The 26516-nt window shown below is 64.9% G+C and carries 22 protein-coding genes and 1 pseudogene; 10 read left to right on the top strand and 13 right to left on the bottom strand.

Annotation, left to right across the window (positions count from 1 at the left end; all coding sequences use genetic code 11):
• Positions 1-3 precede the first annotated feature (3 nt).
• Genes CHX26_RS06060 through CHX26_RS06040 form a run of 5 tightly spaced genes read right to left on the bottom strand, consistent with a single transcriptional unit; the run spans position 4 to position 4974 of the window.
• The gene (locus tag CHX26_RS06060) at positions 4-1104 is read right to left on the bottom strand and encodes a CaiB/BaiF CoA transferase family protein (RefSeq protein ID WP_104941597.1); all 1101 of its coding nucleotides are present in this window, start codon (positions 1102-1104) and stop codon (positions 4-6) included.
• A 24-nt stretch (positions 1105-1128) separates the two neighbouring features.
• Positions 1129-2358: a CaiB/BaiF CoA transferase family protein gene (locus CHX26_RS06055; protein WP_104941596.1), complete on the bottom strand. Its 1230-nt coding sequence runs from the start codon at positions 2356-2358 to the stop codon at positions 1129-1131.
• Between the two features lie 20 nt (positions 2359-2378).
• Positions 2379-3566 (bottom strand): acyl-CoA dehydrogenase family protein, encoded by a 1188-nt coding sequence (locus CHX26_RS06050; RefSeq protein ID WP_104941595.1) that lies wholly within the window; start codon positions 3564-3566, stop codon positions 2379-2381.
• Between the two features lie 27 nt (positions 3567-3593).
• Positions 3594-4103, bottom strand: a complete 510-nt coding sequence (locus tag CHX26_RS06045; RefSeq protein ID WP_104941594.1) for a MaoC family dehydratase — start codon at positions 4101-4103, stop codon at positions 3594-3596.
• Positions 4096-4974, bottom strand: coding sequence for an HpcH/HpaI aldolase/citrate lyase family protein (locus CHX26_RS06040; RefSeq protein ID WP_233997305.1), 879 nt, complete (start codon positions 4972-4974; stop codon positions 4096-4098). The genes CHX26_RS06045 and CHX26_RS06040 overlap by 8 nt, the downstream gene beginning before the upstream one ends.
• Before the next feature lie 96 nt (positions 4975-5070).
• Here CHX26_RS06040 and CHX26_RS06035 point away from each other — a divergent pair, with 96 nt between their 5' ends.
• Positions 5071-5994 (top strand): DUF1838 family protein, encoded by a 924-nt coding sequence (locus tag CHX26_RS06035; protein ID WP_172449725.1) that lies wholly within the window; start codon positions 5071-5073, stop codon positions 5992-5994.
• Positions 5991-7400 (top strand): flavin monoamine oxidase family protein, encoded by a 1410-nt coding sequence (locus tag CHX26_RS06030; protein WP_104941592.1) that lies wholly within the window; start codon positions 5991-5993, stop codon positions 7398-7400. Before CHX26_RS06035 ends, CHX26_RS06030 begins: the two co-directional genes overlap by 4 nt.
• 75 nt (positions 7401-7475) lie before the next feature.
• Here the strand turns inward: CHX26_RS06030 and CHX26_RS06025 are convergent, their stop codons facing one another.
• Together CHX26_RS06025 and CHX26_RS06020 are read right to left on the bottom strand one after the other, a co-directional pair.
• Complete coding sequence (locus CHX26_RS06025) at positions 7476-9977, bottom strand: TonB-dependent receptor (RefSeq protein ID WP_172449724.1); 2502 nt, start codon at positions 9975-9977, stop codon at positions 7476-7478.
• A gap of 170 nt (positions 9978-10147) precedes the next feature.
• Positions 10148-10822, bottom strand: coding sequence for a hypothetical protein (locus tag CHX26_RS06020; protein ID WP_233997304.1), 675 nt, complete (start codon positions 10820-10822; stop codon positions 10148-10150).
• A 198-nt stretch (positions 10823-11020) separates the two neighbouring features.
• Between CHX26_RS06020 and CHX26_RS06015 the strand changes: the two genes are divergently transcribed.
• From CHX26_RS06015 to CHX26_RS05990, 6 genes are all read left to right on the top strand, one after another.
• Complete coding sequence (locus CHX26_RS06015; RefSeq protein WP_104941589.1) at positions 11021-13303, top strand: TonB-dependent receptor; 2283 nt, start codon at positions 11021-11023, stop codon at positions 13301-13303.
• A complete protein-coding gene (locus CHX26_RS06010; protein ID WP_146107667.1) occupies positions 13296-14351 on the top strand; it encodes a VOC family protein in 1056 nt (351 codons plus the stop codon). The genes CHX26_RS06015 and CHX26_RS06010 overlap by 8 nt, the downstream gene beginning before the upstream one ends.
• A gap of 93 nt (positions 14352-14444) precedes the next feature.
• Positions 14445-15755, top strand: coding sequence for an MFS transporter (locus CHX26_RS06005; RefSeq protein WP_233997303.1), 1311 nt, complete (start codon positions 14445-14447; stop codon positions 15753-15755).
• Positions 15755-17329 carry an FAD-binding oxidoreductase gene (locus CHX26_RS06000; RefSeq protein WP_104941587.1) on the top strand — a complete coding sequence of 525 codons (1575 nt, stop codon included), beginning with the start codon at positions 15755-15757 and terminating at the stop codon, positions 17327-17329. The genes CHX26_RS06005 and CHX26_RS06000 overlap by 1 nt, the downstream gene beginning before the upstream one ends.
• Complete coding sequence (locus CHX26_RS05995; protein WP_233997302.1) at positions 17316-18470, top strand: nitrilase-related carbon-nitrogen hydrolase; 1155 nt, start codon at positions 17316-17318, stop codon at positions 18468-18470. Before CHX26_RS06000 ends, CHX26_RS05995 begins: the two co-directional genes overlap by 14 nt.
• Entirely contained in the window at positions 18470-19195 is a 726-nt protein-coding gene (locus CHX26_RS05990) for a DUF3108 domain-containing protein (protein ID WP_233997301.1), read from the top strand. The genes CHX26_RS05995 and CHX26_RS05990 overlap by 1 nt, the downstream gene beginning before the upstream one ends.
• On the opposite strand, the gene CHX26_RS05985 is transcribed toward CHX26_RS05990, so the two are convergent.
• The 6 genes and pseudogenes from CHX26_RS05985 to CHX26_RS05960 form a co-directional block, all read right to left on the bottom strand.
• A complete protein-coding gene (locus CHX26_RS05985; protein ID WP_104941586.1) occupies positions 19192-20226 on the bottom strand; it encodes a zinc-dependent alcohol dehydrogenase family protein in 1035 nt (344 codons plus the stop codon). The genes CHX26_RS05990 and CHX26_RS05985 overlap by 4 nt on opposite strands.
• The gene (locus CHX26_RS05980; RefSeq protein WP_233997300.1) at positions 20223-20684 is read right to left on the bottom strand and encodes a hypothetical protein; all 462 of its coding nucleotides are present in this window, start codon (positions 20682-20684) and stop codon (positions 20223-20225) included. The genes CHX26_RS05985 and CHX26_RS05980 overlap by 4 nt, the downstream gene beginning before the upstream one ends.
• Positions 20681-22098: pseudogene (locus CHX26_RS05975) on the bottom strand (aldehyde dehydrogenase family protein). The gene CHX26_RS05980 and the pseudogene CHX26_RS05975 overlap by 4 nt, the downstream one beginning before the upstream one ends.
• Positions 22095-23009: a polysaccharide deacetylase family protein gene (locus tag CHX26_RS05970; protein ID WP_104941585.1), complete on the bottom strand. Its 915-nt coding sequence runs from the start codon at positions 23007-23009 to the stop codon at positions 22095-22097. The pseudogene CHX26_RS05975 and the gene CHX26_RS05970 overlap by 4 nt, the downstream one beginning before the upstream one ends.
• Positions 23006-23884, bottom strand: coding sequence for a polysaccharide deacetylase family protein (locus tag CHX26_RS05965; RefSeq protein WP_104941584.1), 879 nt, complete (start codon positions 23882-23884; stop codon positions 23006-23008). Before CHX26_RS05965 ends, CHX26_RS05970 begins: the two co-directional genes overlap by 4 nt.
• A 1-nt stretch (position 23885) precedes the next feature.
• Positions 23886-24569, bottom strand: a complete 684-nt coding sequence (locus tag CHX26_RS05960; RefSeq protein WP_199797845.1) for an isochorismatase family protein — start codon at positions 24567-24569, stop codon at positions 23886-23888.
• 101 nt (positions 24570-24670) lie between these two features.
• On the opposite strand from CHX26_RS05960, the gene CHX26_RS05955 reads away from it, so the two are divergent.
• Positions 24671-26014: an alpha/beta fold hydrolase gene (locus tag CHX26_RS05955; RefSeq protein ID WP_104941583.1), complete on the top strand. Its 1344-nt coding sequence runs from the start codon at positions 24671-24673 to the stop codon at positions 26012-26014.
• A complete protein-coding gene (locus CHX26_RS05950; RefSeq protein ID WP_104941582.1) occupies positions 26011-26511 on the top strand; it encodes a DUF3598 domain-containing protein in 501 nt (166 codons plus the stop codon). The genes CHX26_RS05955 and CHX26_RS05950 overlap by 4 nt, the downstream gene beginning before the upstream one ends.
• The last annotated feature ends 5 nt before the right edge of the window (positions 26512-26516 follow it).

Here is a 26516-nt window from a genome sequence, read left to right as displayed (position 1 = left end):
AGGTCATTTCCAGCCTTCTCCGAGACCCGGCACGCGACCCGGGGTCCAATGCTCTCCGGCAAAGCGGATCGGCGAGACGATGTGCTTACCCCCGCCCTCGCCGGTGACGAGCAGGCCCCGTTTGGCGATATGGGGCGCATCAAGCGCCTCGCGGAAATCGAGCACGGGCGCGAAGGCCACGTCCTTGTCGGCAAACCATGCTTCCCACTCGGCCCGCGTGCGGGTGGCGAACGTGTCGCGCAGGAACGCGATCAGCGCACCCTGCTTGCCCGCTGGTGCCTCAGCAAGGGGGATCAGGTCTTCCCGTCCCAATGCGGTCAGCAGGTTGCGGGCAAACTTGATCTCGCGCCCTCCGAGCACCACGTGGCGCGCATCAGCGGTGCGGTAGACCTGATAGAAGGCTGCCCCGCCAAGACTGCGCTGGGAGGCTGAACGCGGCGGGTCGCCGCCCGCGATGGCGCTTCCCGCGATATGGGCGCACCATGGCAGCATGCTATCGAACATGGCGCAGTCGATAAAGGCACCCTCACCGGTCCGCGCCCGCCCAACCAGCGCCATCAGGACCGCCGACAAAGCGGTAAGCCCCGCGGCCAGATCGGCGCTCGGCGCGCCGGGGACGACCGGGGTACCGTCCGCTCCGTCATTGACCGACAGGAACCCGGCGAGCGCCTGCACCGCCATGTCGTGCGCCGGATGATGCGACAGCGCGCCCTCCTGCCCGAAAGCGGAAATCGAGCAGTAGATGATGTCGGGCCGGATCGCGCTGACGCTTGCGTAATCGAAACCGAGCCGCGCCATCACGCCGGGCCGGAAGCCTTCGACGAAAACATCCGCATCGGCGATCAGTTTGCGCAAGGCGGCCCTGCCCGCATCGCTTTTCAGGTCGAGCACCAGGCTGCGCTTGCCGCGGTTGAGGTTGGCGAACCATACCGAATGCTGCGCCCCGTCATAAGTGTCGAAGGGGGCCTGTTCGCGCGCCGGATCGCCCGCGGCAGGCTCGATCTTGATGACCTCCGCACCCTGATCGGCCATCATCACCGTCATCATGGGCCCCGGCAGGAACTGCGTGAGATCAATGACTCTGATACCGTCAAGCTTGCCCATTGCGCTGTCCTGCCCCTGCGCGCGTCAGACGATGCCGCCAGCGCGCAGCCGGGCAATCTCGTCGGGATCATAGCCGAGGTCTGCGAGAATATCCTCGCTATCGGCGCCCAGCAGCGGCGCGGCGCGGTTGGGCGGGCGCTGGCCGTCGAACTTGAGCGGGCTCTTGAGCACGTGCAATTCCGGCGCGTCGGGATGGGCGATGGTATCGCGCAGCCCGATTTGATCGAGCCACGGATTATCGAGCGCCGCGCCCAGTTCATAGACCGGGGCAACCGGCACATGCCCGCCGAGCAGTTCTTGCCAATGCGCCATCGGCCGCTTCCCAAACTCAGCATCAAGCGCCTGCGTCAAGGCGTCACGATTGGCCAGTCGGTCAGCATTGGTGGCAAAGCGCGGATCGGCGGCGAGATCCTCGCGCCCGATGCGGGTAGTCAGGATGTCCCAGAACTTGGGCAGCTGGCACATCACGAACATCCAACCGTCGGCAGCGCGGAACATCTGGCTCGGCGTGGCCGTCGGGTGCGCGCTGCGCGGGGTGCGCTGGGTCTCGTCGCCGTTATTCATGTACCACAGCGCCGGATAGCTCGTCTGATGGACTGCGGCGGAAAGCAGGTCGGTATCGACATCGCGCCCCTTGCCGCTGCGCTGCGCATCGACCAGCGCGCCGAGCAGGCCGATGCAGAAGATCGTGCCGGTGATGAAGTCGACCATCGACAGGCCCATGCGCTGCGGATCACCGCCGGGCTCTCCGGTGAGCTGGCAATAGCCCGCCTCGGCCTGCATCAGGTAATCATAGCCTGGCCATTTTGCGCGGGCGTTGTCGCGCCCGTAAGCGGACAGGTGGGCGCAGACGATAGCGGGATTGATTGTGCCGAGCGCCGCGTAATCCAGCCCCAGCCGCGCCGGCAGGTCGCCGCGCATGTTGTTGGCGACCGCGTGGCTTTGCCCGACCAGACGGTGCAGCACTTCCTGCCCGGCATCGCTGCCAAGATCGAGTGTCAGCGACCGCTTGTTGAGATTGAACGCCTGGAAATATACGCTTTCGCCGGGACGCAGAAAATGCGGGCCGACCGCGCGCGCAGTGTCGCCCCCGCCGCGCCGCTGGCCATCGGGGCCGGGCTTGCCGGGCGGTTCGATCTTGATGACCTCGGCGCCCATCTGGGCAAGAAACATCGTGCCGTATGGCCCTGCGCCATATTGCTCGGCGCTGATGATCCGGAAGCCCCGGAGCGGAAGATCGGTTGCCGGTTCCATCGCGCGCCGCCTGCCCCCGTTCAGGCCGGGTTTTCCTTGAGGTGCTGCTTGGCGATGATCATGCGCTGCATTTCATTGGTGCCCTCGCCTATGCACATCAGCAGGCTGTCACGGTAATAGCGTTCGATGTCATATTCCTTGGAATAGGAATAGCCGCCGTAGATCCGCATCGCTTCCTGACTGTTTTCGACTGCGGCTTCGGAGGCGAAGTATTTCGCCATGCCTGCTTCCTTGTCGCAGCGTTCCCCCCGGTCGTAGGCTTCCGAGGCATCGAGCGTCAGCAACCGTGCGGCCCGTGCGCGTGTGACCATCTCGCCAAGCTTCAGTTGGATGGCCTGATGCTCGGCGATAGGCTTGCCCATGGTGTGGCGTTGCTGGGCATATTCGGTGGCGAGGCGCAGGCTGCCCTCGGCCAGCCCAACCCCTCGCGCGGCGACATTGATACGGCCCAGCTCAAGCCCACCGGTCGCCTGGAAGAAGCCCTGCCCCTCGACGCCGCCGATCAGTTGGTCAGCCGGGATACGGTAGTCCTCCATGATAAGCTCGGCTGAATCGATACTCTTGTAGCCGAGCTTGTCGAATTTCTTGCCGGTGGAAAGCCCTTCCCGCTTGTCGGCGATGAACAGGCTCATGCCCTTGTAACGCGGCTCGGCTGCCGGATCGGTCTTGGCCAGCAGCGCGAAGCACTGGCCGTTCAAGGCATTGGAAATCCAGGTCTTGGTGCCATTGAGGATGTAATCGCCGTTGGCATCCTTCTTCGCTACGGTGCGGATCGCCTGAAGATCGGTGCCGGCATTCGGTTCTGTCAGTGCAAGGCCTCCGCGGATCTCACCACTCGCGAACTTGGGGAGCCACTTGGCTTTCTGTTGCACCGTGCCGAAACGTTCGACCGCAGCAGCCATGATAAGGTGCGAATTGAAGATCCCGGTGATCGCCATCCAGTGGCTGGAAATCTTCATCACGATCTTGGCATAGGTCGTCGCCGGCAGGCCCAGCCCGCCATATTCCTGGCTGATGGTGGCCCCGAACAGGCCCATCTCGGCCATCTGTTCCACCAGTTCGGCGGGCCACAGGTCGTTGTGATCGTGGTGCTTGATCACCGGGATCACCTCGCGCTCCATCCAGCGGTCGATCGCGTCCATGAAGGCGCGTTCCTCATCGGGATCGATGGTGCGGATCTGGTTTGCGATAGCTGCGGCAGTGGCCATGTGATTGGGTCCTTGGAGTGTGTCTGGTCAGTTATCGAGCGCGCCGAAGCCGCGCTTCCACACCAGCACGGTGCGCTTGAAATGGGCGACGATATCGCCGTGCTGGTTCTTGGCGATGGTCTTGAAGGTGACGATGCCCTGTTCGGGGCGGCTCTTGCTCTCGCGCTTTTCGAGCACTTCGCTCTCGCAATAGAGCGTGTCGCCCACGAACAGCGGCTTGGTCATGCGCACCTCGTCCCAGCCGAGATTGGCAATCGCCTTGCCGCTGGTGTCCGACACGCTCATGCCGGTCATCAGCGCGATGGTGAGGGGCGAGACGACAAGCGGCTTGCCGAATTCGGTGTCCTTGGACAGCTCGTAGTCGAAATGCGCCGGATGGGTGTTCATCGTCAGCAGGGTGAACCACACATTGTCGGCATCGGTGATCGTGCGTCCGGGGCGGTGTTCATAGACATGCCCGACCACGAAATCCTCGAAATAGCGCCCCTGGACCTCGCGGAAGCGACCGGGGGATACCTCGATATACGAATCACGCATTGCCTAGCTCCTCGTGGCGCGCCAGCAGCGCGCGATAGCGGATGATGAAGGGCGCCTCGAGCATCCGCCCGCGGAAGCGGATTGCCCGCCCCCCGCCCGCCTCGTAAGCGGCCAGCGCCTCGCGCGCCTCGGCGACCTCTGCGGTGGACGGCAGGAAGGCCGCATGGATCGCGGCAAGCTGCGCCGGATGGATCGCCGCCTTGGCCACAAAGCCGATCGCGCGGGCGCGGGCCGCTTCCTCTACGAGCCCAGCATCGTCCTCAAGCTTCACAAACGGCACGTCGATCGCGGGCTTCCTCGCCTCGGCACAGGCCAGCACCAATTGCTGGCGGGCGGTGAGCAGCGGTTCCCACGCCAGTTCGACGCCCAGTTCCCCGGAAAAATCGCCCCCGCCGAACATCACCGCTGCCACCTTGTCATGGCTGGCGATGGCCAGCGCATGGCGCAGGCCTCGCGGCGTTTCGATCAGTGGGATGAGCGCCGGGCACCGTTCCCCCAGCGCGCCGGCGATGACAGCGAGATCGCCCGCCTCCTCTACCATCGGAACCAGCAGCGTCGCAGGCAGTGTTTCTGCATCGAGCAACGCGGCAAGATCGCGCACCCCGGCTGCTGTCCGAACGGGATTGATTCGGATTGCCCAGCCTTGCGGTTTTTTTTCAACCTCGGCCAGCGCGGCGGCGCGGGCGCTGTCCTTGTCGTCAGCCGCAACCGCGTCCTCCAGATCAATCACCGTAAGCCCCGCCCCACCCGCGCGCGCCTTGGCAAAGCGGTCGGGCCGCGAACCGGGAACGAACAGCAGGCTGGCAGCGACAAACACGACATCATCCTCGCGATTTCCGGTACTGGGCGTCAGCCGGAATTCAGGCTTCACAATTTGTCCGGACAAATCTAAAGTCAAGGAGGAAATGCGCGGTTCCCCGGTGGCTTTTCGATAATGATGCTGGTTTGGAGAGAAATGATGACACTGATGAAATCCGGTTTGCTTGCAGTCGGCGTGGCCGCCTGCGCAATGCTCGCGGCCGCTGGCGCGCAGGCTCGCACGCTCGACCCCGCAAAGCCAGAGGACGCGCTTGAAATCTCCAAGCGCCTGCAATGCGGCGTCTCGGAAGACAAGCCAGCCGTCTATCACTGGTCGGGCAACATCTACGGCCGCGCCCCAGGGGTGCGCGACAAGCTGCTGTTCAAGGGCGAAGGCATGAACATCCGCCGCTGCGTCGAAGTGAACGATCCGCAGCGCGGCAAGGGCTGGCGGCTGGTCAGCCGCGAAGTCATGCTGATGCTCGATCCCAAGACTGGCGAGGTCGTGCGGCAATGGGAGAACCCCTATACCGGCGAGACGGTCGAGGTGATGCATATCCACAATGATCCCGTCAACGGCCGCCCCAATTTCGCGCGCGGCGCGGACGGCACGCCCTTCACCCTCGGCAGCCTGCGCGAGGCCGGGCCCTATGTCTTCATGCCGTTCGAGGCCCCGCTGTTCTACACCAATCCACTCACTGGCGATTATCAGGAATATGTCGGCGGCGAATACCACGCGATGGAGATCTTCGATTTCGGCGCGCTCAGGAGCGAACTTTACGACAGCACCAAACCGACCGCCTACCCGATGATCAGCTGGGTGCGCATTTCCGGCTGGGCGCCGTGGATGAAGATGGGCAGCCGCCCGGGCCAGATGGTCTTCAACGCGATGGGCCGCAAGCTGCCCGGCGGGTTTGACGAACTGCCTGAGGTGCTGAAGAAGGAGATCAGGGCCAATTACCCGATCTATGAACAGGCCCCGCCCAAGGACGACGCGCGTCCCAACGAGACGACCTGGACTAAGTTCAAGATGCTGACCGACAAGGCGCGCGAGGCTGCCGGTACGGTCGACAAGTCGGGCGAGGGCCATTGATCGCGACATCGCGGCGCGGCTTCCTTGCTGGCAGCAGCGCCGCGATCATTGCCGGTGCCGCTCCGGCTCTGGCACGCGGGCAGACCGAAGTGGACGTCGCGGTAATCGGCGCAGGGCTCGCCGGGCTCCATGCCGCGCGGGCCTGCGAGGCGGCGGGGCTAAGCGTCGTCGTGCTCGAGGCAGAGCAGCGCATCGGCGGTCGGCTCCACACCTTGCGCGATCTCCCCGGGGCGCCCGAGGCAGGGGGTATCCAGGTCGGCGCGGGCTACACCCGATTGCGCAGGACCGCAGGCGAACTTGGCGTCGGGCTGGATAATGGCGGCGGTGCAGGCGCGGGAGTCTCCGACGCACCGGGCAACCTCTATGCCGTGAACGGTGTGGCGGCAACGCCCGCCGACTGGCCGAACAGTCCCGGCAACAGACTCGCCGATAGCGAGCGCAGGGTCGAACCCGCGGCCTTGCTGCGCCATTACGCCAGCGCCTTCCCGCGACTGGCGAGCCCTGACGGGTGGCGCGATGCCGCGCCCGATACCGACATTTCGGTGCTCGCCGCACTGCGCAATGCCGGGGCGAGCGAGGAGGCACTGCGGCTCATCGCGGCCAATTTCAACGGCAACAGCCTTGCCGGCATGTCGCAGCTGAGCCTGGCGCGCACCTTCGCAATCTACGCCAGCCAGCCTGGCCCCATCGCCACCATCGCGGGCGGATCGCAGACCCTGCCCAAAGCCATGGCGGCGAGCCTGCGGGGCGATGTGCGCACAGGCCAGACCGTCCGCGCCTTGATCGAGGAAGCCGACGGAGTGACGCTGCACCTCGCCAACGGCACGCTGCGTGCCGCCCAGGCGATTTGCACCATCCCCTTCGCCGCGCTGCGTCACGTGCCGGTCGAGACAACCCTTGCCCCGGCTGCGGCGCGGATGATCGCCGAACTGCCCTATACCCGCGCGACTTTCGCCTACATCGCGGCGAGCGAACCCTTCTGGGAAGAGGACGGCCTGCCCGAAACGCTGTGGAGCGACGATCCGCTGATCGGGCGGGTATTCGTGCTTGGCTCGGCACCGCCGATGCTCAAGCTGTGGACCACCGGGGCGGGCGCAGACCTGATCGATCGCCTGCCGCCTGAAGAGGCCAAGCGCATCATCGTCGCACGCATCGCGGCGATGCGTCCGTCCTCGCAGGGCAAGCTCAGAGTGCTGCGGCTCCATAGCTGGCAGAACAATCCCGGCGCGCGCGGCATCTACCATCACATCGGCACCGGCATGGCGGCAGACCTCGCGGAGATGACCCGCCACCGCGGCGCGCGACTGCATTTCGCAGGCGAGCACCTCGGTCGTGCCGCAAGCGGCATGGAAGCCGCCTTCGAAAGCGCCGAGGCCGCCGTCGAAGCCCTCCTGACCCGCGCCTAACCCGACCCTGCAAAAGAAAACGGCGGGAGCGCGAGGCCCCCGCCGTCCTTGTGGCGATCAGGATTGGGTCGGCCGTCAGAAGCGCACTTCGGCGATCACCCCGAAACGACGTGGCGGACGCAGGCCAGCGATGAAGCTGCGGCGCAGGTCACGGTTAGCATCTGCGTAGCGGATAAGCTGGTTGACCGCCGTCTCGTCGAACAGATTGCGCACGAAGAACTGCACCCGGAAATTGTCGTTCTGCGCGCCTATACGCAGATCGGACACGATCGAATCGCCCGTTTCGGCGAGGTTGTGAACCTGTGCAAAGCTGCTCGAAAGCAGGTAAGCGTTGATCCCGGCAAAGCCCTGCCACCCCGAATTGCCGATATCGCGGCGATAATCGAGGTCTACGAACACCGTATGCTCGGGCGCGCGCGGCAAGCTTTGGCCGGTGAGGTCGCCGAACAGTGACTGACAGCCCGACTGGGTCGGGAACTGGTCTCCGGTCGAGCAATTGACAAGACCATCATCGGCGACGTCGTTGAGAACGCCCTGGTTCTCATCGAGCCCTCGGCGGAAGCGGCTGTTGGCATAGGCATAGTTGGCGGTCAGCGTCAGCTCAGGCGAGGGTCGAACCAGCAGCTCCAGCTCGAGGCCGGTGATCCGCACGTCACCCGCATTATTGATCGCCGAGATAAGCTGCGGAGCAAGCTGCGGATTGAGCGGATCGTCAGGCCCACCGATCTGCACCGGCTGGGTCAGCTGATATCCCTTGATCGTGTTATGGAACAGCGCCAAATTCACCTGGAGCGCGCCATCGAGGAAGGTGTTCTTCGAGCCGATTTCGTAGGACACCACATCCTCGGCACCGAAAGTTCCCCGACCTACAGCGATCGCTGCCGGGCCGTTGAAGCCGCCTGGCTTCTGCCCCTCGGCGTAAACCGCATACAGAAGGTTGTCGGGGCTGATCTGGTAATCGGCGGTGATGCGCGGCAGGAACTCACGGAAGGTTGCCTCTGCGACCACCGGGGCACCGATATTGCCTGCCGCCACGGTCGCCGTCTGCGAGACGGTACGGATCCGTTCCTCCTGATAGCGTCCTTCCGCACTGATCGAGAAACTGTCAGTAATGTCGAAGGACACCGACCCGAACACGGCGATGTTACGGATCTCGTCTTCGGAGTTGTTGCGGCTTTCCTGCAATGTGCCCAGCGCACTGAAGGGCGGGAACGGCGCCGGCGCGCTGCAAAGCGGATTCTGCGCGCAGAACGCGAGGCGCGCAGCGCGCATGTTGGCATCAGCCTCGGCCTGTGCGCCGGGCGGCAGCACGCGGTTGTCGGTCGAGCTGCTCTCCTGCTCCCAGTAGAACCCGCCAAGCAGGAAGCGTGCGCGATCGGTGGTGTACTGCAGGCGCAATTCCTGCTGCCAGTCTCTGCGCTCGGACTGGTTGGAGAAGGAGAAATCGGTCTGCGAGCTGGCAAAGCCGAAGAAGGCAGGTGGGGCGCCCAGAGGGAAGCCGGCGAAGATCACGCCCTGGAAGCGACCCGGCGAATAATCGCCATCGGTGCGCTGCACGGATTCACGATTATTGTAGCCGGTCAGCGAAGTGAGCGTGAGATTGTCGGCGAGATCAATGTCGATGTTGAGGCCGACGTTCCAGGTGTCGATGGCATTGCCTACGAACTCGCCTTCGAACTGTTCAGTGTAGTCGGTGCTGATCGGGCGTGGCTGAATCACCCCGCAGAAATAGCGGCCCTCGCCGCGATAGAGCCCGCCATTGTCGAACAGGCAGTTATTGTCGTTGGCATCGGTGGCGAAAATCGCCGGCTGGCCGTCGCGGGTGCGGGTATAGTTCCCGCGCAGGCCCACGCGCAGCGCGCCGCCATCGTCATATTTCAGCATCGCGAAGGCGGAATTGGTCTCCTGCTCGCCGATCGGGCTGCCATCGAACTGGTTGGTGAAGAAGCCCTCGTTCTTGAAGTAGCGCCCGCCGACGATCAGCCCCAGTCCTGGCGCAATCGGCCCGCTGATATTGCCGGAAATGTCATAGGCAGTGCCTTCCGAAATGTCGGCCTGGATCCGCCCGCTCCAACGATCGGCCGGCCCCTTGGTGATGATGTTGATCGCGCCCGAATAGGTATTGCGGCCGTAGAGCGCGCTTTGCGGCCCCTTGACCACTTCAATCTGGGCGATGCTATCGATGTCGTAGTCGGCAAGCGAGCCATTAAAATAGATGCCGTCTATAAAGAAGGCCACGCCCGAATCGCCGAGGATGTTGGCTTGGCCGCGGATGACCGGACGGTTGGCGTCGCGCCCGAAGCTGTCGTCGAACACAAGGCCAGCGGTGGCACGGGTGAGATCGGTCAAGCTGTTGAAACCAAGCCGGTCGATGCCCTCGGCGGTGACCACCGCAACCGCAAGTGGCGCTTCCTGTAGCCTTTCCTCGGTCTTGCGTGCGGTGACCACGATTTCGTTGCCGCCAGTCGTGACTGCGACCGGCTGGTCGGAATCCTGATCACCTGCGGTCTGCGCCAGCAGCGCGCCCGGCGTGAGCATCGTGGCTGTCAGCAGGATGCTGCGAACAAGCTGTTTCATAATCGCTTTATCTCCCCTGGAAAACGCGCCGGTGATGGCGTCCCGAATTTTCCCCGCCCCTATTTCTGCCAAGCTGCCAGAATTTGTCCAGACAAATTTCTTGAAGGCAGGCGCAACCATTGCTGCGAAAAGTGCATTGTGCCTTTCGTGCCGCACCCCGCACACACCGATCAGACGGGTTTGACGTTGCCCAGAAACGCGGTCGCAAGCAGCAGCAGGTAGACCGTCCAAACCCACACGCGGGTGCGGTCCATCGTGCGGCGCAGCGGGATCTCGGTGGCATCGCTCGAACCTTCGCTAAGCACCGCGGAAAGCTGCGCACCGACCGGCTTGAAGGTGACATCGATCATGATCGCAGCCACGAAGATCAGGCCGAACAACAGCGCCTTCGCCGCAAGCCAATCGGGCGCGAGCGGCTGTCCAAGCAGCAGGCTCTGCGTTCCGAGCCACAGGTAGAAGCAGCCGATTGCCCAGCGCAGCACCCCCTCGATCCGGCGATTCCGAGCCGCGCGCGGAGTCTGGTCGTGAGCATGGGAATCCCACACCAGCCACAGCCAGAACAGCCCCACCGCCCAAGCACTCATCAGCAGCCAAACCGGCACGTCCCACCAGCTTCCCGCAGCGACCACGCTCAGCGACAGCGGCACCATCAGCGCCCAGGCGCTGCGCGGCACCATGTCGACCTCGACCAGCAGCGTCAGCAGCGCGATGCGCTGATCAAGCGACCATTTCTCGCGCTTGCGGAAATGCTGACCCAACAGAAACACGCCCACATCTGCGCCAAGCCACAGCACGAACAGCAGCAGATGCGAATAAACGAGGACCGGATAGGCAAGGCCGGACATGTCCAAGACGAGGCTCCTTCGTGTCATGCTGTTGCGCAAAAGGCACTCTGCACGAAATTTCTGACATTCTTTGTCCGGACAAATTGCATGAGCGCGCTTGACAAGCAAGCTTTTGTCCGGACAACTTCGCGCAGCAGGCAAGGGACAACTGGATCGTCATAAGGCGGCCAACCGCGCAACATTCAAGGAGTTCATCCAATGAATACGCCCATCCGACTGAGGCCGGCGATTGCCGGCATGACCTCTGCCATTGCACTTTTCGCAAGCGCCGCGCCCGTGTGGGCACAGGATAGCGCCGCATCCGAAGCCACTGACGAGCAGGCAAATTCGGGAGCAATCATCGTCACCGCGCAGCGTCGTTCGGAAGACCTCCAGGATGTGCCTGCTTCCGTGACCGCGCTCGGCGCAAAAGACATCGCACTCCGCCAGATCGAGGATGCCAACGATCTTCAAGCGCAGATCCCCGGCGTGGTCATCACCACCGGAACCGGCACCTCGAACTCGGCCCGCATCTTCTTCCGCGGCATCGGCGAGGACGAATCGCGCGGCGCAGTCGACCCGGCGATCGGCATCTATATCGACAATGTCTATCTCGGCCGCACCGTCGGCAGCCTTGTTGACCTGCTCGACATCGAACAGGTCGAAGTGCTGCGCGGGCCGCAGGGCACGCTTTACGGGCGCAACACCAATGGCGGGGCGATCAAGTTCACCTCGGTCCGCCCGCAACTCGGCGAAAACTCCGTTTCGGCCGATTTCGGCTACGGCAATTTCGACCGCATCCAGGGCCGCGGCATCGTCAACCTCGCGCTGGCCGACAGCCTCGCGGTGCGCTTGTCGGGGCTTTACCGCGAGCGCGACGGATACTTCACCCTCAATCCCAATGGCGATTTCGCTGGCCTCGCCGGGACCAAGATCGGCGACGAGGAGGTGCTGTCCTTCCGCGGTAGCCTGTATGGCGAGATGGGTGCGAACTGGAACGTCACCGCGATCTTCGACTACACCAAGGACAATTCGGACCCCGTTCCAAGCACGCTAGCCGCATCGAGCAGCAATCCGGCCATCACCACCGACCGCGACGGCGATATCTTCACCCTCGAACCGGCCCCCGGCGTCACCTGTTCAACCGCGACCCCGCCGGGCTTCCTGCAGATCGGCTGTTTCACCGACTATGCCAGCTCGGTCGAGACCTATGGCGCGTCGATCGAGCTGAACGGCGTCTACGACAATTTCACCATCACCTCGATTACGTCCTTGCGGGCGATGAATGATGACCTGTCGAGCTTCATCAGCTTCCCCTTTTTCCAGCGCACCAAGCAGGACCAATTCAGCCAGGAACTGCTGATAAACACGACGCTGGACGGGCCGTTCAACCTCACCGCGGGCGCGTTCTATTACGAGGAGAACGTCGACCTGCGCTACACCTTCATCTTCCCATTTGAGAACTTCGTCGATACGCGCAGCTTCGCGCTGTTTGGTCAGGCGGAACTGGAAGTGACCGACGCGCTGACCCTGACCGGCGGCCTGCGCTGGACCACCGAGGATCGCGACTTCGTGGGCAATGCCGGCGGGCCGCTCGCAGGGTTCGGCACCAACATCACCGGTACCGCGGACACCGACAACGTCACCTGGACGGTGAAGGCCGATTACGCGATCACCGATGATGTCATGCTCTATGCGTCCTATGCGACCGGCTTCAAATCGCCCGGGTTCTCGTCGGACTGCTTCAACCCGACCGCGTGTTTCCGCCGGGTTGACGAGGAACAGCTCGATTCGATCGAGGCAGGCCTGCGCACCCAGTTCTGGGACGGGCGCATCACCCTCAACGCCACCGCCTTTTACAATGACTATCAGGACCTCCAGATCAGCGGCACCTTGCCAAGCGGAGCCTTCACCCGCATCAATGCAGGGGAGGCACGCATTCAGGGCGCCGAGATCGAAGGTCGGATCGAGCTGACCGACGGCCTTACCATCTATGGCAATGCCAGCTTCCTCGATGCCGAATATCGCAACGTCAATTTCCAGCAGGCCGGACTGCTTTCGAACAGCACCAACACCACACCCGGCCTTGCCTGCACCGGGGTCACCGCGGCACCCGGAACGCCCGAATACGAAGCGCAGGTGATCGACTGCGCGCTTGGCCTCGACCTCAAGAACGCGCCCGAATTCAAGGGGCTGATCGGCTTTGTCTATGAAACCGACATTGGTTCGGGCCAACTCTTCTTCGGCAGCGACATTGCCTATGAAGACGAGACCTTCGGTCTTGTCGCCAATGTTCCCGGTACCGAGCAGAGCCCGGGCACACGGATCGATGCCCGGATCGGCTATCGCACCGATCGCTGGCGCGTAACCCTGTGGGGCAAGAACCTGACGGATCGGGAATATTTCCGTGCCAATACCTTCAACGTGCCGACCCGCCAGAATCAGGTCTTTGCCGCCCCGCCGCTGACCTTTGGCGTGGATTTCGGCTTCACCTTTGACTGACACAGTGCGCGCGGCTGCACACATCATCATCGCGGCGCTGGCCCTTGCAGCCGGCGCCGCGCTTCCCGCGAAGGCCGAACCGCAGGCTGCAGATTATGGTGTAGCGCCTTGGAGCGAGGTCGTGGTCAGCGTCGCCGACCTCGACGCAAGCGCGGCCTGGCTGATGCAGGACGGCGGCTGGCGCGAAGTCGCACGCGGGGAATTGGCGCGGGCGGAACTCGCCTATTGGCACCTGCCCGAGACTGTTTCGGGCGCTTTCCTGAAAATCTGCGCACCCACATCGAGAACCGGCTGCATCCGCTATGTCCGCTTCGACGATGCCGAGAGCCAGCGCCCAATCCGCCTCGCCGCGCGGCCGTGGGATACAGGCGGAATCTTTTCGATCATGCTGCGCAGCGAAAATGTACAGACCATGTTCGATGCCGCCATTGCACGCGGGTGGTGGGCGGAAAGCCCGCCCTATGCCTTCAGCTTCGGCGGATCGGATCTGGTCAATGTCGTGATCCGCGGACCGCACGGCGTCAATTATGCGCTTTATCAGAGATCTGCTCCGCCCTTCGACGGTTTTCCAGTGGGACGTCTTAGCCAGGCCTTCAACACCATGCGGATGGTGCGCGACCAACCTGCCGCGCTTGCTTTCTTCCGCGACCGGCTCGGCTTTGGGGTTTTGTTCGACGCACCGTTCACCGACCCAGAGCCGCGTTCCAACAACTTCTCGGTTCCCGCCAATCTTGCGACCACGCTGGTGCGCCGCGCCGCAGTCGCCCAGCCGCTGCTGCCGGGTGAAGACGGCCGTGTCGAGGTCATGCAATTCGAAGGTTTCGCCGGACGCGATCTGTCCGCCCATGCCGCGCTGCCCAATTGGGGGATTATTTCGGTGCGCTATCCCGTGAAGCGGCTGGGCGAATATCGCGCATTGCTCACCGCAAACGGTGTCGAGCCTGTGTATGCCGCAGTTGCCGTCCCGGTCGGCGAGCTTGGCACGGTCGATCTTGTCGCGGTGCGCGATCCCGACGGCAGCCTGACGGAGTTCTACCATGCCCGCTAGGCCCCGGAGCATCGGCCTTCTGGACAGTATCGCGCGGCTGCGTCACCTTCTGCCTGCCGCCCTGCCGGCATCCCCTCGCGCAAAGGAGAGAGCGTGACTTCCGTAACACCCCCCGGCATCGCCGTGCCACCCGACGAGAGGGGCGAATTCGCCAAGGGCTGGAAGGTTCTGCTTGCGGGCGTTCTTGGGGTGATGTGCGGCGCTTCACCGATCCCTTACAACGTCATCGGCTTCACTGTTGGGCCGTTGCGGGACGAATTCGGCTGGAGCCAGACCGAGGCGGTGCTGCCGATCACCCTGTTCGGCGTGATCGCCAGCGTGCTCGCCCCGGTGTTCGGCTGGATGGCGGATCGTTTCGGCGTGCGCCCCGTGGCGCTGTGGTCGCTGTTCGCCTTTGCCCTTGCCTTTGGAGCGGTGGCGCTCACGCCGACTGCGGATGCGCGCTCGACGCTCTATGTCTATTACGGCTTTTGGGTGATGATCGGCCTCGTCGGCATCGGCTCGACCCCGGTGACGTGGAGCCGGGCGATCAACCTGTGGTTCTACCGCCATCGCGGCCTCGCGCTGGGCATTCTGCTGATGGGTACCAGCCTTGCCGCTATGATCGTTCCGCGCTTTGCGGTCGAGGTGATCGCGGCACTCGGCTGGCGCGCGATGTTCGCGGCGGTCGCCCTGTTCCCGATTGCCGCGTTGGCGATCGCTTTCTTTCTGTTCCGCGAACCAACCCCCGAGGAACGCCCACGTGCTATCGAGAGCGAGAGCGGGCGGCTCACCGGCGTAACGCTCGGTACGGCGCTCGCGGATTACCGGTTCTGGATCATCTGGCTGTCGATCGCCTGTATCGCCACGGCCTTTGGGGGCGCCTTCATCAACCTGCCGACCATGTTGGGGCTGCGTGGCGTCGATGCAGCCACCGCTGCGAGCGTGATGGGCATTCTGGGCATCGGCATCTTCGCCGGACGGCTGATCACCGGCGCGCTGCTCGACCGCCTGTGGCAGGGTTTCGTCGCCTTCCCGCTGCTGTGCCTGCCGGCGATCTCGGCGTGGATCCTGCTGGGCGAGAGCATCACCTTCCCGCTCGCAGCAATCGCAGGGTTCCTGCTCGGCTTTGCTGCCGGAGCCGAGAGCGATCTCATCGCCTACCTCACGGGCCGCTATTTCGGGATGGCCAATTACGGGCGGATCTACGGGATGCTCTACATGCCCTTCGGCCTCGGATCGGCGGCCTCGCCGGTGATCTATGCGCAGGTGTTCGACCGCACCGGCAGCTATGATGCGATCCTCACCGTCGCCATAGGCCTGTTCGTGGCGGGAGGCGCGTTGCTGCTGCTGCTCGGCCGCTATCCGGAGAGCTTCCCCGAGGCCGAAGCCGATCCCTCCCATGCCGCGCCGGAGCCCGCCTGATGGCCAGCCTTGCTCACGACAATCCGCTTGCCCCGCTGCGTAAGGTCGTGGCGGAGGGCTCGCTGCTGACCGATCCGGCCAGCCTTGCGCTGCACAGCCACGATGTGCTGTCGCGCGGGGCTGAGCCGCTCGCAGTGTTCCGCCCGGCATCGGTCGATGAACTCGCCGCCGGGATCGGCGCGGCCACGGCGGCGGGCATCGCCATTGTCCCGCGGGGCGGGGGGATGAGCTATACTGGCGGTTATCTCTATGACGACGGTCCCTTCCTGCTGATCGACACCGCGGCGCTCGACGCGATCATCGAGGTCAACGAGACCGACATGATCGCCACCGTCGAGGCTGGGATCAGCTGGGACAAGCTCCACCGCGCGCTCGCCCCGCGAGGCTTGCGCGCCCTTGCCTGGGGCACGCTGTCTGGCATCCGCGCAACGGTGGGCGGCGGGATGAGCCAGAACGGCATCTTCTGGGGCGCGCGGGGTGGCAGCGCGGTCGACAGCGCCATCAGCTTCGACGTGGTGCTTGCCGACGGGACGATCATCTCGACCGGTTCCGATTTCTTCCGTCCCTACGGCCCCGACCTTACCGGTCTCTTCGCCGCCGATTGCGGTGCCTTCGGTGTTAAGGCGCGTGTGCGGCTGAAGCTGGTCCGCGAGGCCGCCGCCTTCGCCTATGGCTCCTTCAGCTTCGCGACGCATGATGCGCTGCTCGGCGCGATGAGCGCCATCGCCCGTGCCGAACTCGCTTCGGAAAGCTTCGCTTTCGATCCCTTCCTCCAGGCGCAGCGGATGAAGCGCGATTCGCTGGTCAAGGACGCGCGCCAGCTCGGCAACATGCTCAAGGCCGAAGCAAAATCCGGCGGCATCCTCAAGGCGATGAAGGAAGGCGCAAAGGTCGCGCTTGCCGGGCGGAGCTTCCTCGACGGGGTGCCCTTCAGCCTGCACTGCATCTCCGAGGGGCGGCACCAGTCCGCGGTTGATGCCGACATGCGCACGATCGAGGGGATCGTCCGCGAACATGGCGGGAGCGTGGTCGAAAACTCGATCCCCAAGATCCTGCGCGCCAATCCCTTCCCGCCGCCCAATTCGATGCTCGGCCCCGGAGGCGAGCGCTGGGTGCCGGTGCACGGCTTCCTCCCCCACTCGCGCCTTGTCGAGGCGTGGGAACGGCTACAGGCCCTATGGGATGCCAATGTCGCCGAGATGGCGCGGCTCAAGGTCGAAACCGGCGCGCTGATCGCCGCCACCGGGCGTTCGTCCTGCCTGATCGAGCCGGTGTTCTACTGGCCGGGAGAGCAGAACCCCCTGCACGCCCACGCCATCGAAGCCGATCACCTCGCCCGCCTGCCGCGGCTTGCCGACAGTCCCGAAGCGACTGCGCTGGTCGAAAAGCTCAAGGCAGAGGTCATCGCCATTTTCCAGAGCCTCGGCGCTATCCATTTGCAGATCGCCCGCACCTATCCGCTGCGTGAGCGCCACGACCCCGCCGGCTGGGCGATCCTGAATGCGCTCAAGCGGAAGGTCGACCCGCGCGGCCTGATGAACCCGGGCGCATTGGGGTTCGATGCCGCTGATTGACCGCCGCCGCACGCTTGCCGCAGGATTGGGCGCCGCCGCGTTCACCCGCGCTCCGTTCGCTTTCGCCATGGGAGACATTGTGACCGACACCACCCCCTTTTCCGCAATGGCAATGCAACTGACCGCTCGCTCGCTCGAACGCCTGCCCGATACTGCCGTCGCACGCGCCGCGATCCTTGAACATATCGCGGAAATCGAAGGCCAGATCCGCACCAGCGCTGTCTTCGTGGCGCAATATTCAGGCAAGCCGGTCAAGCTGGTGGTGCTGCCCGAATACCTGTTCACCTCCTATCCGGGGCGCATTTCCATTCCCGATTTCGCCGCGCGGGTGGGCTTTTCTGCCGATGGCCCGGAATACGAGGCGCTCGGCGGCGTGGCGCAGAGGCTGGGCATGTTCCTCGCGGGCAATGCCTACGAAGCCGACGATGCCTTCCCTGATTTCTACTTCCAGACCAGTTTCATCATCGCGCCTTCGGGCGAGGTGGTGCTGCGCTATCGCCGCCTGCTGTCGATGTTCGCGCCCTCCCCGCACGATGTGTGGGAGGCCTATCTCGACAAATACGGGATCGAAGGCGTCTTCCCGATCGCGCGCACCGAAATCGGAAACCTAGCCTGCATTGCCAGCGAGGAAATTCTCTACCCGGAAATTGCCCGCGCCCTCGCGCTGCGCGGGGCAGAGGTGTTCTGCCATTCCTCCAGCGAGATCGGCTCGCCGCTCGCCACCCACAAGGACATCGCCAAACAGGCGCGCGCCTTTGAAAACCTCGCCTATGTCGTTTCGGCCAATACGGCGGGAATTTCCGGCACGGCGATGCCGCTTGCGAGTGCCGACGGCAACAGCCAGGTGGTCGACTGGAAGGGCCGCATTGTGGCGCAATCGGGCGACGGGGAGACCTTCACTGCCTTCGCCGCGATTGACCTCGCCGGGCTTCGGGAGGCTCGCCGCACCCCGGCGATGACCAATTACCTCGCTCGCCAGCGTCCCGCCCTGTTCGCGGAAAGCTATGCTGCCGCCGCAGAGCCCTTTCGCGGCCCTGACGGCATGATGGACAGCGGTCAGCCCGCTGTCCCCGACCGCGACTATTTCCAGCGCGCGCAGGCCGAGGTGATCGAACGGCTCGCCAAGGCAGGAGTGATCTGATGATGAAGCACCGCACCGTCAGCGGCAAAATCCGCTACCTCTCGATGAAACCGGGCCGCGAAGGGACAGAGCGCGGGAGCGAAAGCTTCCGCTTTACCCATCATACCGATGGCTCGGTGATCATGAGCGCGCATTGCGAGATCGAGGAGCCCGATCCCACAGTGATGCGCGACATCATCTGCCACATCGGGCCGGACCGCAAGCCGCGCAACCTGCTGGTGCACCTGACCGTGGGCGACGAGTTTCTCGGTTCGGGCTGGATGAATCACGATCCCGCCAAGGGAACAATCATCTGCGAAAGCGACAGCCCGGCGCTGGGCCGCCATTCGGAAGTGCGCGATTCGGGGGAGTTCGACGCTTTCGGCACCCATCCGGTGGTGGGCGACGGCTTCACCACCCGGCTGATGGATCACACCAGGGGGCCGCACCGCCGGAAACTGCGCTTCTTCCTGCCCTCGCCCGACCATCGCGGGGCTACCGCGCCCCAGATCGCCGAGGTCGAAATGACGATGGAATATGTCGGCGAGGAGGAAAAGACGGTCGCTGCCGGCACCTTCCAGTGCCGCCGCTATCGCTATGTCGATGACAGCGAGGCGGGCATGGGCGGCGAACACCATCCCGATTTCGACATGTGGGTGACCGCGGATGAGGACAGCATCCTCGTGTACGGTTCCATCGACGGCTACATGATGAACCGTTACGAACTGGTCGAGCTCATCCGCTAGAGGCGGATTACCACCTTGCCGAAATGGCCGCCGTCATCGAGGCAGGCGAAGGCGGCAGGCGCATCTGCGAAGGCGAACTCGTGGTCGACCGGGATGGCGAGGCCGTGCGCGGCAAACACCCCTAGCGCCTTTTCCAGCATCGCGCGGCTGCCGCTGGCGATGCCCTTGATGGCGATGTTCTTGCCAATCAGCGCGCCCTGACTGGCGCTGGCAACGTCCTGCGGCGAACCCGCGAGCGCGCCGAGCGTTCCGATCCGGGCGTTGGGTGCGCAGGCCGCGATGGTCTCTCCCAGCGCGGCAAAGCCGAGCGTGTCGACCACCACGTCCGCGCCGCGCCCCCCGGTCGCTTCGAGCAGCGCCGCGCCCCAGTCCGGGCGGTCACGGTAATTGATCGCATAATCGGCCCCCAGCGCCAGGGCGCGGTCAAGCTTGGCATCGCTGGAAGAGGTGATGGCAAAGCGCGCACCGAGCGCTTTGGCCAGCAGCAGCGCGAAGATAGAGACGCCTCCGGTGCCCTGCGCCAGCACGAGGCTCCCCTCGCGCGCGCCGCCAAATGCGACCATCGCGTGCCACACCGTCGCGCCGACCACGGCGAGACTGGCGGCGGTGGTGTCGGGCACGCTGGCGGGCACCTTGAGCGCGGCGGCGGCGGGGAGCACGATGCACTCGGCCAGCCAGCCGTCGGCAGTGACGCCCATGTCCTGCGCGAACACCGCGGGGGAATAGGCCGTGTCGTCAAGCCAGCTCAGGAAATGCGGTGCAATCACCCGGTCGCCAGACGCGAGGCCCGTCACGCCCTCACCCGCCGCAATAACCTTTCCCACCCCGTCGGACAGGGGAATGCGGCTCTGCGGCAAGTCGCTGCCATACTGCCCGCGCAGCACCATCAGGTCGCGGTAGTTGAGCCCGGCGGCGATCACCCGCACCAGCACCTCGCCTGGCCCTGCTACCGGCTCGGGACGCTCGGTTTGGCGCAAGCCTCCGATGCCGCGCTCGCCCGCGTTGCGCGATCCGATTTCCCAAGCTTTCATAGAGCCGCGATCCTCCTCTCGTCGCACAGGGTGCGCTTCCACGGGGCGCCGTCCTTGAACCATTGCCAGGTGCGCGCGCGGCTTTGCCCGTCCGGCGCAATGCTGATCATTTCGACATAATGCGCGCCGGGAACATCAAGCCGGTCGAGCCGCAGCATGAGTGTGTCCTCGTGGGTCTGCCAGCCATACCCGGAGAAGCGATCCGTGTCCCACACCAGCCGCTCGCCCTCGAGCCGCCCGCCGAAGGTGTAGCTGGCCTCGCGCCCGTCTTCCCAGGCGAGGAAGCTGTGCTGGACGTAGTGCCAGGGGCCACTGTCGGGGAATTCGCAATGGGTGCGCGCCCGATGCGCGTCGAGCAAAGTGCCGTCGGCGTCGAGGTGGCGATACCAGCCCTCCCACCAGCCTTCGTGCTGCAACATCGCAGGCATGGCGGCAGCAAGAGCGGCGCGGTTGCTCATGCCCCACCCCGCTCGGCATAGGCATTGATGGTGAGCGCCGTGCCGGTCTGGCGGATCAGCGCCTGTTCGCGCAGGAAGCGCAGCATCCCGGAATCGCCCATCCGGCTTGGCCCCAACCCGCTGCCCTTGCGCGAGAGGTTGGTGGCATCGCCGACCATCGAGGTCAGCGCGCCGTCCTGCAGCGATACCGCACCGACATCGAGCAGCGGTGCGATGGCCTCGGCTTCTTGCAGCGACCCGGCAAGGACAGCGGCAGAAAGGCCATATGCGCTGTCATTGGCAAGCACGATCGCCTCCTCGGCCGTGTCGAACAGCGTGACGGGCAGCACCGGCCCAAAGGTCTCCTCGCGCATCACCGCCATGTCGGGCGTCACATCGGCGAGCACCGTGGGGCGCAGATAGGCACCGCCGCCGAGCCGTTCGACCGTGCCCCCGGTCAGCACCCGCGCGCCCGCTGCCACCGCCGCGTCGATCTGGGCTTGCACCTTGCCCGCCTGGGGGGAAAGATGAACGGGCCGAGATGGCCGCCCGCTGGGTCGACATGGGTCAGCCGGACCGCCTCGGCACCTTTCACCAGCGCGGCGAGGAACGGCTCGGCGATGGCGCGGGCGACATAGATGCGCTCGATCGACTGGCACGCCTGACCGGTCGCGACGATCGAGGATCGCAGCGCCACCTGCGCCGCCCAGACCGGATCGGCGCTGGCGGTGATGATCATCGGATCCTTGCCGCCCAGTTCGAGATTGGCCGGGATCAGCCGCCGCGCCGCGCTTTCCGCGACCTTGCGGCCGGTGGCGGTGGAGCCGGTGAAGCAGATGTAATCGACCGCCTCGATCAGCGCCTGGCCGACGTCGGCCCCGCCCATCACATAGGCGAGCGGCAGGTCGGGCACCTGCGCCAGAACGGCGCGCATCGGTTCGACGAAGCGGGGCGTGACTTCGGACGGCTTCACCAGCGCCGCCGCCCCTGCCATCAGCGCAGGCACTGCATCGATATGGCTGAGGATGACCGGGAAGTTCCACGGCGCAATCGCCCCGAACAGCGGGAAGGCGCTGTAATGGGTGACGATCTCGATCCCCGGCGTCACCGACGGCTTCGGCCCGCGATCAAGCCCTGCGAACAGCTCCGGCCCGCGCGCGGCCCAGCGGCGGATATTGGCGATGCAGCCCTGCACCTCGATTGCGGCAATCGTGTTCCGCCCGGTATCGACGGCAAGCGCGGCGATGATCGGGCCTGCTGCGGCTTCCATCGCATCGGCAAGGCGGAGCATCACGGCGGCGCGGCCTTGCGGCCCGAGCGCCTCCCATCCCGGCTGCATCGTGCGCAGCCGCGCGGCCTCATTGGCGATCCCCTCGCGCGGGGTCTCGGCAAAGTCGTAATCCGCCTCGCCGGTGCGCGGGTTCAGGGCCTTCATGCCTGTGCCTCCCATGCGTTGACGATGGTATCGCCGCGCGCGAACCATGCCTCCTTGCGCCCCGTCAGGTGAGCGAGCAGCCCTTCCAGCGCGCCGATGCGATAGGGCAGGCCCATGATGTAGGGCGTGAGGTGGATCGGCAGCATCCGCCCGCCGCCGCTCTTCGCCGCCTCGCGCGCCAGCCAGTCGAAGGCGTCGCGCATGCTCTCGGCCCAGCTGTCGGCGCTCTTCTGCCGAACGGTGATGATCTGGCGGTCGGACAGTTCGTGGTTGAGCGGCAGGTTGATCAGCCCGTTGGCGAAGCGGTAGGGCAGCTCGTCGTTCACCCAGTCGCAGCAGTAGGTGAGGCCCTGATCCTTAAGGATATCGGGCGTGGCAAAGCTCTGCTGACGGGCGATCGAGAGCCAGCCGCTCGGGCGCACGCCGCTAGCCCGCTTGATCCGCGCCATCGCCTCGGCAACCAGCGCGGCTTCGGCTTCGGGCGAGATGGTTGAATCGATCGTCCCGTTCATGTCGGTCGAGTGAGCTATCAGCTCGTGCCCGCCCGCGATCACCGCCGCAGCGAGTTCGGGATAGCGTTCGGCAATCGCGGCATTGGTGGCAAAGCTTGCCTTCACCCCCGCCTTCTCGAAAGCTTCGAGGAAGCGCCATGCCCCCACCCGGTTGCCATAATCGCGCGCGGTGTAGTGGCGGTAATCGGGATAGGGCGTGACCATGTGGCCGGGCGCGGTGAAGGGGCCTCCCGGCGTGATCGGGAACCACTCGAGGCTGACGCACAGCAACACCGCCACCGAGCCCTGCGGCCAGCGGACCGGCGGGCGGGCGTGCATGTTCGACCATTCATACAGGTCATGGTCGTATCCCTCGCGGCGACAGGGATATTGGGTGTAGCTGTCGGGCAGGACGCTCATTGCTGGGCTCTCCACGCATCCACGATCTCGCCCGCGCGTGCGATCCACGCCCGGCCATCGGCAGCGATGTGGCGCAGCGCTTCCTCGAAAGGGCCGATCCGGTGCGGCTGGCCGATCAGGTAGGCATGCAGCGGGATGCACATCACCGTCCCCGAATGTTCGCCCTCGGCCGCCAACCGTTCGAACTGGCGGATCAGCGTCTCGGCATATTCGCGCCCCGACATGTTGTAGACGAAGAAGCCGTAGTGGTCGTTGACTTCAAGGCTGTAGGGGATCGAAGCCAGCCGTCCGGTCTTCACCTTCACCTCCTGCACCTGATCGTCGTGATAGAGATCGCAGGTGTAATCGAGGCCATATTCGGCAATCAGATCGAGCGTGCGCGGGGTGTGGGTCAGCGCCGGGGCGAGCCAGCCGCGGATCGTCTGCCCGGTCGCCGCGCGCACCGTGGCAATCGAATCCTCGATGATCGCGCGCTCCTGACCTTCCGTCATTTCATAGGAATAGCGGGTGTTGTAGATACCGTGACTGAAGAACTCCCACCCCCGCGCCGCCGCATCGGCGACCACTTCGGGATGGTGCTGGCACAGCGCGACCGAGAGGCTGACCGAGCCCGGAAAGCCGTGGCGGCTCATCACCTCGGCCATGCGCCAGTGGCTCACCCGGTTGGAATGGTCGCGGTGGGAATAGCCCACCACATCGGGATGCGGGCGCGCCCATGACTTGCGCCTGGGGTGCGCGGGCGGATCGATCTCGTAATATTCGAGGTTGGGCGCGACCCATACCGCGACCGACTTGCCACCCGGCCATACGATCTTCCGCCGCGCATTATAGGGATGGTAATCGTAGAGCCCCGGATCGGCCGCGCCCTCCTGCATGTCAGCGCGCCTCCAGCCAGTCGATCACCGCCTGCACCGGCTCGACATCGGCATATTTCAATTGCAGGTCGGTGAGATTGGCGAAGTGATAGCTTTCGTGCTTGTCGGCGCAGGTCTCGATCGGGACGATGGCGCGGTAGCCGTGGCTCAGCGCATCGACCGCCGTTGCCCGCACGCAGCCCGAGGTAGAGCCGCCCGTCACCACCACCGTATCGACGCGGTGGAAGGTGAGATAGCTCGCCAGCGGGGTCTCGAAGAAGGCGCTGGGCATCCGCTTGGTATATTCGAGATCATCGGGATGAATGTCGCAGCGCGGATCGAATTCATGGCGCGTCGACCCATACTTGATGTTCTGCAAGCTGTCCTCGGTATCGGTGCGCGTGCCCCACACCCCTGCATCGCCCGCATCAGCCTTGTAGGCGACCCGGCTCCAGATCACCGGCATGCCGCGCTCGCGCGCAAGGCGGCTGATAGTGTTGATGTATTCGATCTGGCGCGGATCGGTCTCGTAGGCGGTCTTGAACATGTCGGTCCGGGTATAGGCCTGCTGGACATCGACATTGACGATCGCGAGCTTCTGCCCGAAACCGAACTTGCGGCGCGCGGGGTTGGCCATCACCTCCTCGAACAGCTGGCGGGCCGTCTTGCCGTCCGAAATCATCTTCGTGCCGATCAGTTCTGCCATTGCGCGCGCCGTCCTGTTTTCGCTCGATTCCACTTTGACAGCGGACAATAAACGCGCGTAGAGGCTTGTCGAGTGAAATTTGTCCGGACAACTTTGGCGTGATGATAACACGGCATATGCTCACCATTCCCGGCACCGGCAGGCGCGTGCATTACCGCCGCTGCGGGACGGGTCCGGCGCTGCTGATGGTGCACCAGAGCCCGCGCTCCTCGGCCGAATACGAACCGCTGATGCGCAAGTGGGCCGCGCATTTTACCTGCATCGCGCCCGACACGCCGGGCTTCGGCCAGTCCGACCCGCTGCCCGGCACGCCCGAGATTGCCGATTTTGCCGATGCCCTGTGTGAAACGATGGATGCGCTCGGCCTCGGGCCTTGTGCGGCCTATGGCTTCCATTCGGGCGGGATCATCCTCGTCACCGCGCTGAAGCGCCAGCCGCAGCGGTTCCGGGCGCTGGCGGTGGGCGGCTATGCGATCTGGAATGCCGAGGAAATGCGCATCTTCGGCGAGCGATACCTGCCCGAATTTCACCCCTCCCCCTATGGCGAGCACCTTGCCTGGCTGTGGAACCGGATCCTCGAACAAAGCTGGGTCTTCCCGTGGTTCGACACGCGCGAGGAAGCGCGCCTGTCGGTCGCGCACGCGGATGTGGCCCGCGTGGCGCAGGCGGTGGCGGAGATGCTCGACGCGGGCAATGCCTACCGCGCGGGCTACGGCGCGGTGCTGCGTGCGCCGCGCGACATTCCGCCGGTCGAGGCCGAGGTGCCGCCCTGCCTCATCAGCGCCTATGACGGCGATCCCTTGCAGGCGCATATCGACCGGCTCGGGCCAATGCCTGCCGGGTGGGAGGCAAGGAAGGTCGCCACCCCCGCGGAGCATCAGGACGCGAGCCTCGCCTTTCTGAGCGCGCATGGCGGCGATGCCCCCTGCCCGCCCCTCGCCGAGGATGCGCACGAAGGCTGGATCGCGCTGGAAGGCGGGCTGATCCACTGGAAAGGCACGCGCGGGGCAGAGCGGCTCGTGCTCCATGCACCGGCGGGCGAAATGGCGGAGCCGGAGGACGGCACCCTCGCCATCGACGCACCCGGTCACGGGCAATCCGGCGATTTCGAGGATCCGCAAGCTGCCGTCGAGGCCGCGGCGCTGGCTCTGGGAGCGGAAGCGGTGCTGTGGCCCGCGCCGCCTCCGGGAGAACCCGACAGGCTTTATCCCGACATGACGCCCGACCGCTTCGGCACCTACCTGCAAAGGGCGTGGCAAATCGCACGCGCCGAGGCCTTCTTCGCGCCGTGGTACGAGGCAAGCGCCGCCCATGCGATCCCGCTTGCGCCCGCCGCGCTCGATCCGCACACGCTCCAGCGCCGCGCCCGCGCGCGGATCATCGCAGGCGATGCCGCGCGCCGCTGGCATGATACACTCAGCACCATCATGGGAGAGACCCGATGACCGATTTTGCCGCAGCCATGCCGCTGCTCGCCCGCCACGAAGGCGTGTGGGACGGCACCTATTCCTATTTCAATGCGGCCAACGAGAAGATCGACGAGCACGCCAGCCGCCTCTTGTGCCGCATCACCGGTGATCCCGACATCCCCTATCACCAGACCAACCACTACACCTGGCCCGACGGTCGCACCGAAGTACGCGATTTCCCTGCGACCTATCGTGACGGGCGGATCTGGTGGAACAACGAGCTGATCCAAGGCTGGGCTGCCGAAGTGCCGCTCGACGAGTATAACCGCACGATGATGCTCTACTGGCAGCGGACCGGCGATCCTTCGCTCTATCTCTACGAGCAGATCCAGATTTCCGACTGCGGCCAGCACCGCTGCCGCACGTGGCACTGGATCCGCAATGGCCAGCTGGAAACCCGCACCGCGATTCAGGAGACCTTTGTGACTAGGGACTGGCGCGCGATCGACGCGGAAATGCAGGCGAAGGGCTGACGCGC

Source organism: Porphyrobacter sp. HT-58-2 (assembly GCF_002952215.1).
Classification (GTDB): Bacteria; Pseudomonadota; Alphaproteobacteria; order Sphingomonadales; family Sphingomonadaceae; genus Erythrobacter.
The sequence above is the reverse complement of the archived record's forward strand: the minus strand, read 5'-3'. Positions and strand labels throughout refer to the sequence as shown.

Bases quoted from the DNA above. Each gene is read 5' to 3' on its own strand.
- CHX26_RS05965 (WP_104941584.1), bottom strand. From the start codon at position 23,884: ATGCAGGAGGGCGCGGCCGATCCGGGGCTCTACGATTACCATCCCTAT.
- CHX26_RS05990 (WP_233997301.1), top strand. From the start codon at position 18,470: ATGATGAAGCACCGCACCGTCAGCGGCAAAATCCGCTACCTCTCGATG.
- CHX26_RS05980 (WP_233997300.1), bottom strand. From the start codon at position 20,684: ATGAGCAACCGCGCCGCTCTTGCTGCCGCCATGCCTGCGATGTTGCAG.
- CHX26_RS05970 (WP_104941585.1), bottom strand. From the start codon at position 23,009: ATGAGCGTCCTGCCCGACAGCTACACCCAATATCCCTGTCGCCGCGAG.
- CHX26_RS06035 (WP_172449725.1), top strand. From the start codon at position 5,071: ATGAAATCCGGTTTGCTTGCAGTCGGCGTGGCCGCCTGCGCAATGCTC.
- CHX26_RS06050 (WP_104941595.1), bottom strand. From the start codon at position 3,566: ATGGCCACTGCCGCAGCTATCGCAAACCAGATCCGCACCATCGATCCC.
- CHX26_RS06020 (WP_233997304.1), bottom strand. From the start codon at position 10,822: ATGTCCGGCCTTGCCTATCCGGTCCTCGTTTATTCGCATCTGCTGCTG.
- CHX26_RS05950 (WP_104941582.1), top strand. From the start codon at position 26,011: ATGACCGATTTTGCCGCAGCCATGCCGCTGCTCGCCCGCCACGAAGGC.
- CHX26_RS06055 (WP_104941596.1), bottom strand. From the start codon at position 2,358: ATGGAACCGGCAACCGATCTTCCGCTCCGGGGCTTCCGGATCATCAGC.
- CHX26_RS05960 (WP_199797845.1), bottom strand. From the start codon at position 24,569: ATGGCAGAACTGATCGGCACGAAGATGATTTCGGACGGCAAGACGGCC.
- CHX26_RS05985 (WP_104941586.1), bottom strand. From the start codon at position 20,226: ATGAAAGCTTGGGAAATCGGATCGCGCAACGCGGGCGAGCGCGGCATC.
- CHX26_RS06025 (WP_172449724.1), bottom strand. From the start codon at position 9,977: ATGAAACAGCTTGTTCGCAGCATCCTGCTGACAGCCACGATGCTCACG.
- CHX26_RS05995 (WP_233997302.1), top strand. From the start codon at position 17,316: ATGCCGCTGATTGACCGCCGCCGCACGCTTGCCGCAGGATTGGGCGCC.
- CHX26_RS06060 (WP_104941597.1), bottom strand. From the start codon at position 1,104: ATGGGCAAGCTTGACGGTATCAGAGTCATTGATCTCACGCAGTTCCTG.
- CHX26_RS05955 (WP_104941583.1), top strand. From the start codon at position 24,671: ATGATAACACGGCATATGCTCACCATTCCCGGCACCGGCAGGCGCGTG.
- CHX26_RS06045 (WP_104941594.1), bottom strand. From the start codon at position 4,103: ATGCGTGATTCGTATATCGAGGTATCCCCCGGTCGCTTCCGCGAGGTC.
- CHX26_RS06015 (WP_104941589.1), top strand. From the start codon at position 11,021: ATGAATACGCCCATCCGACTGAGGCCGGCGATTGCCGGCATGACCTCT.
- CHX26_RS06000 (WP_104941587.1), top strand. From the start codon at position 15,755: ATGGCCAGCCTTGCTCACGACAATCCGCTTGCCCCGCTGCGTAAGGTC.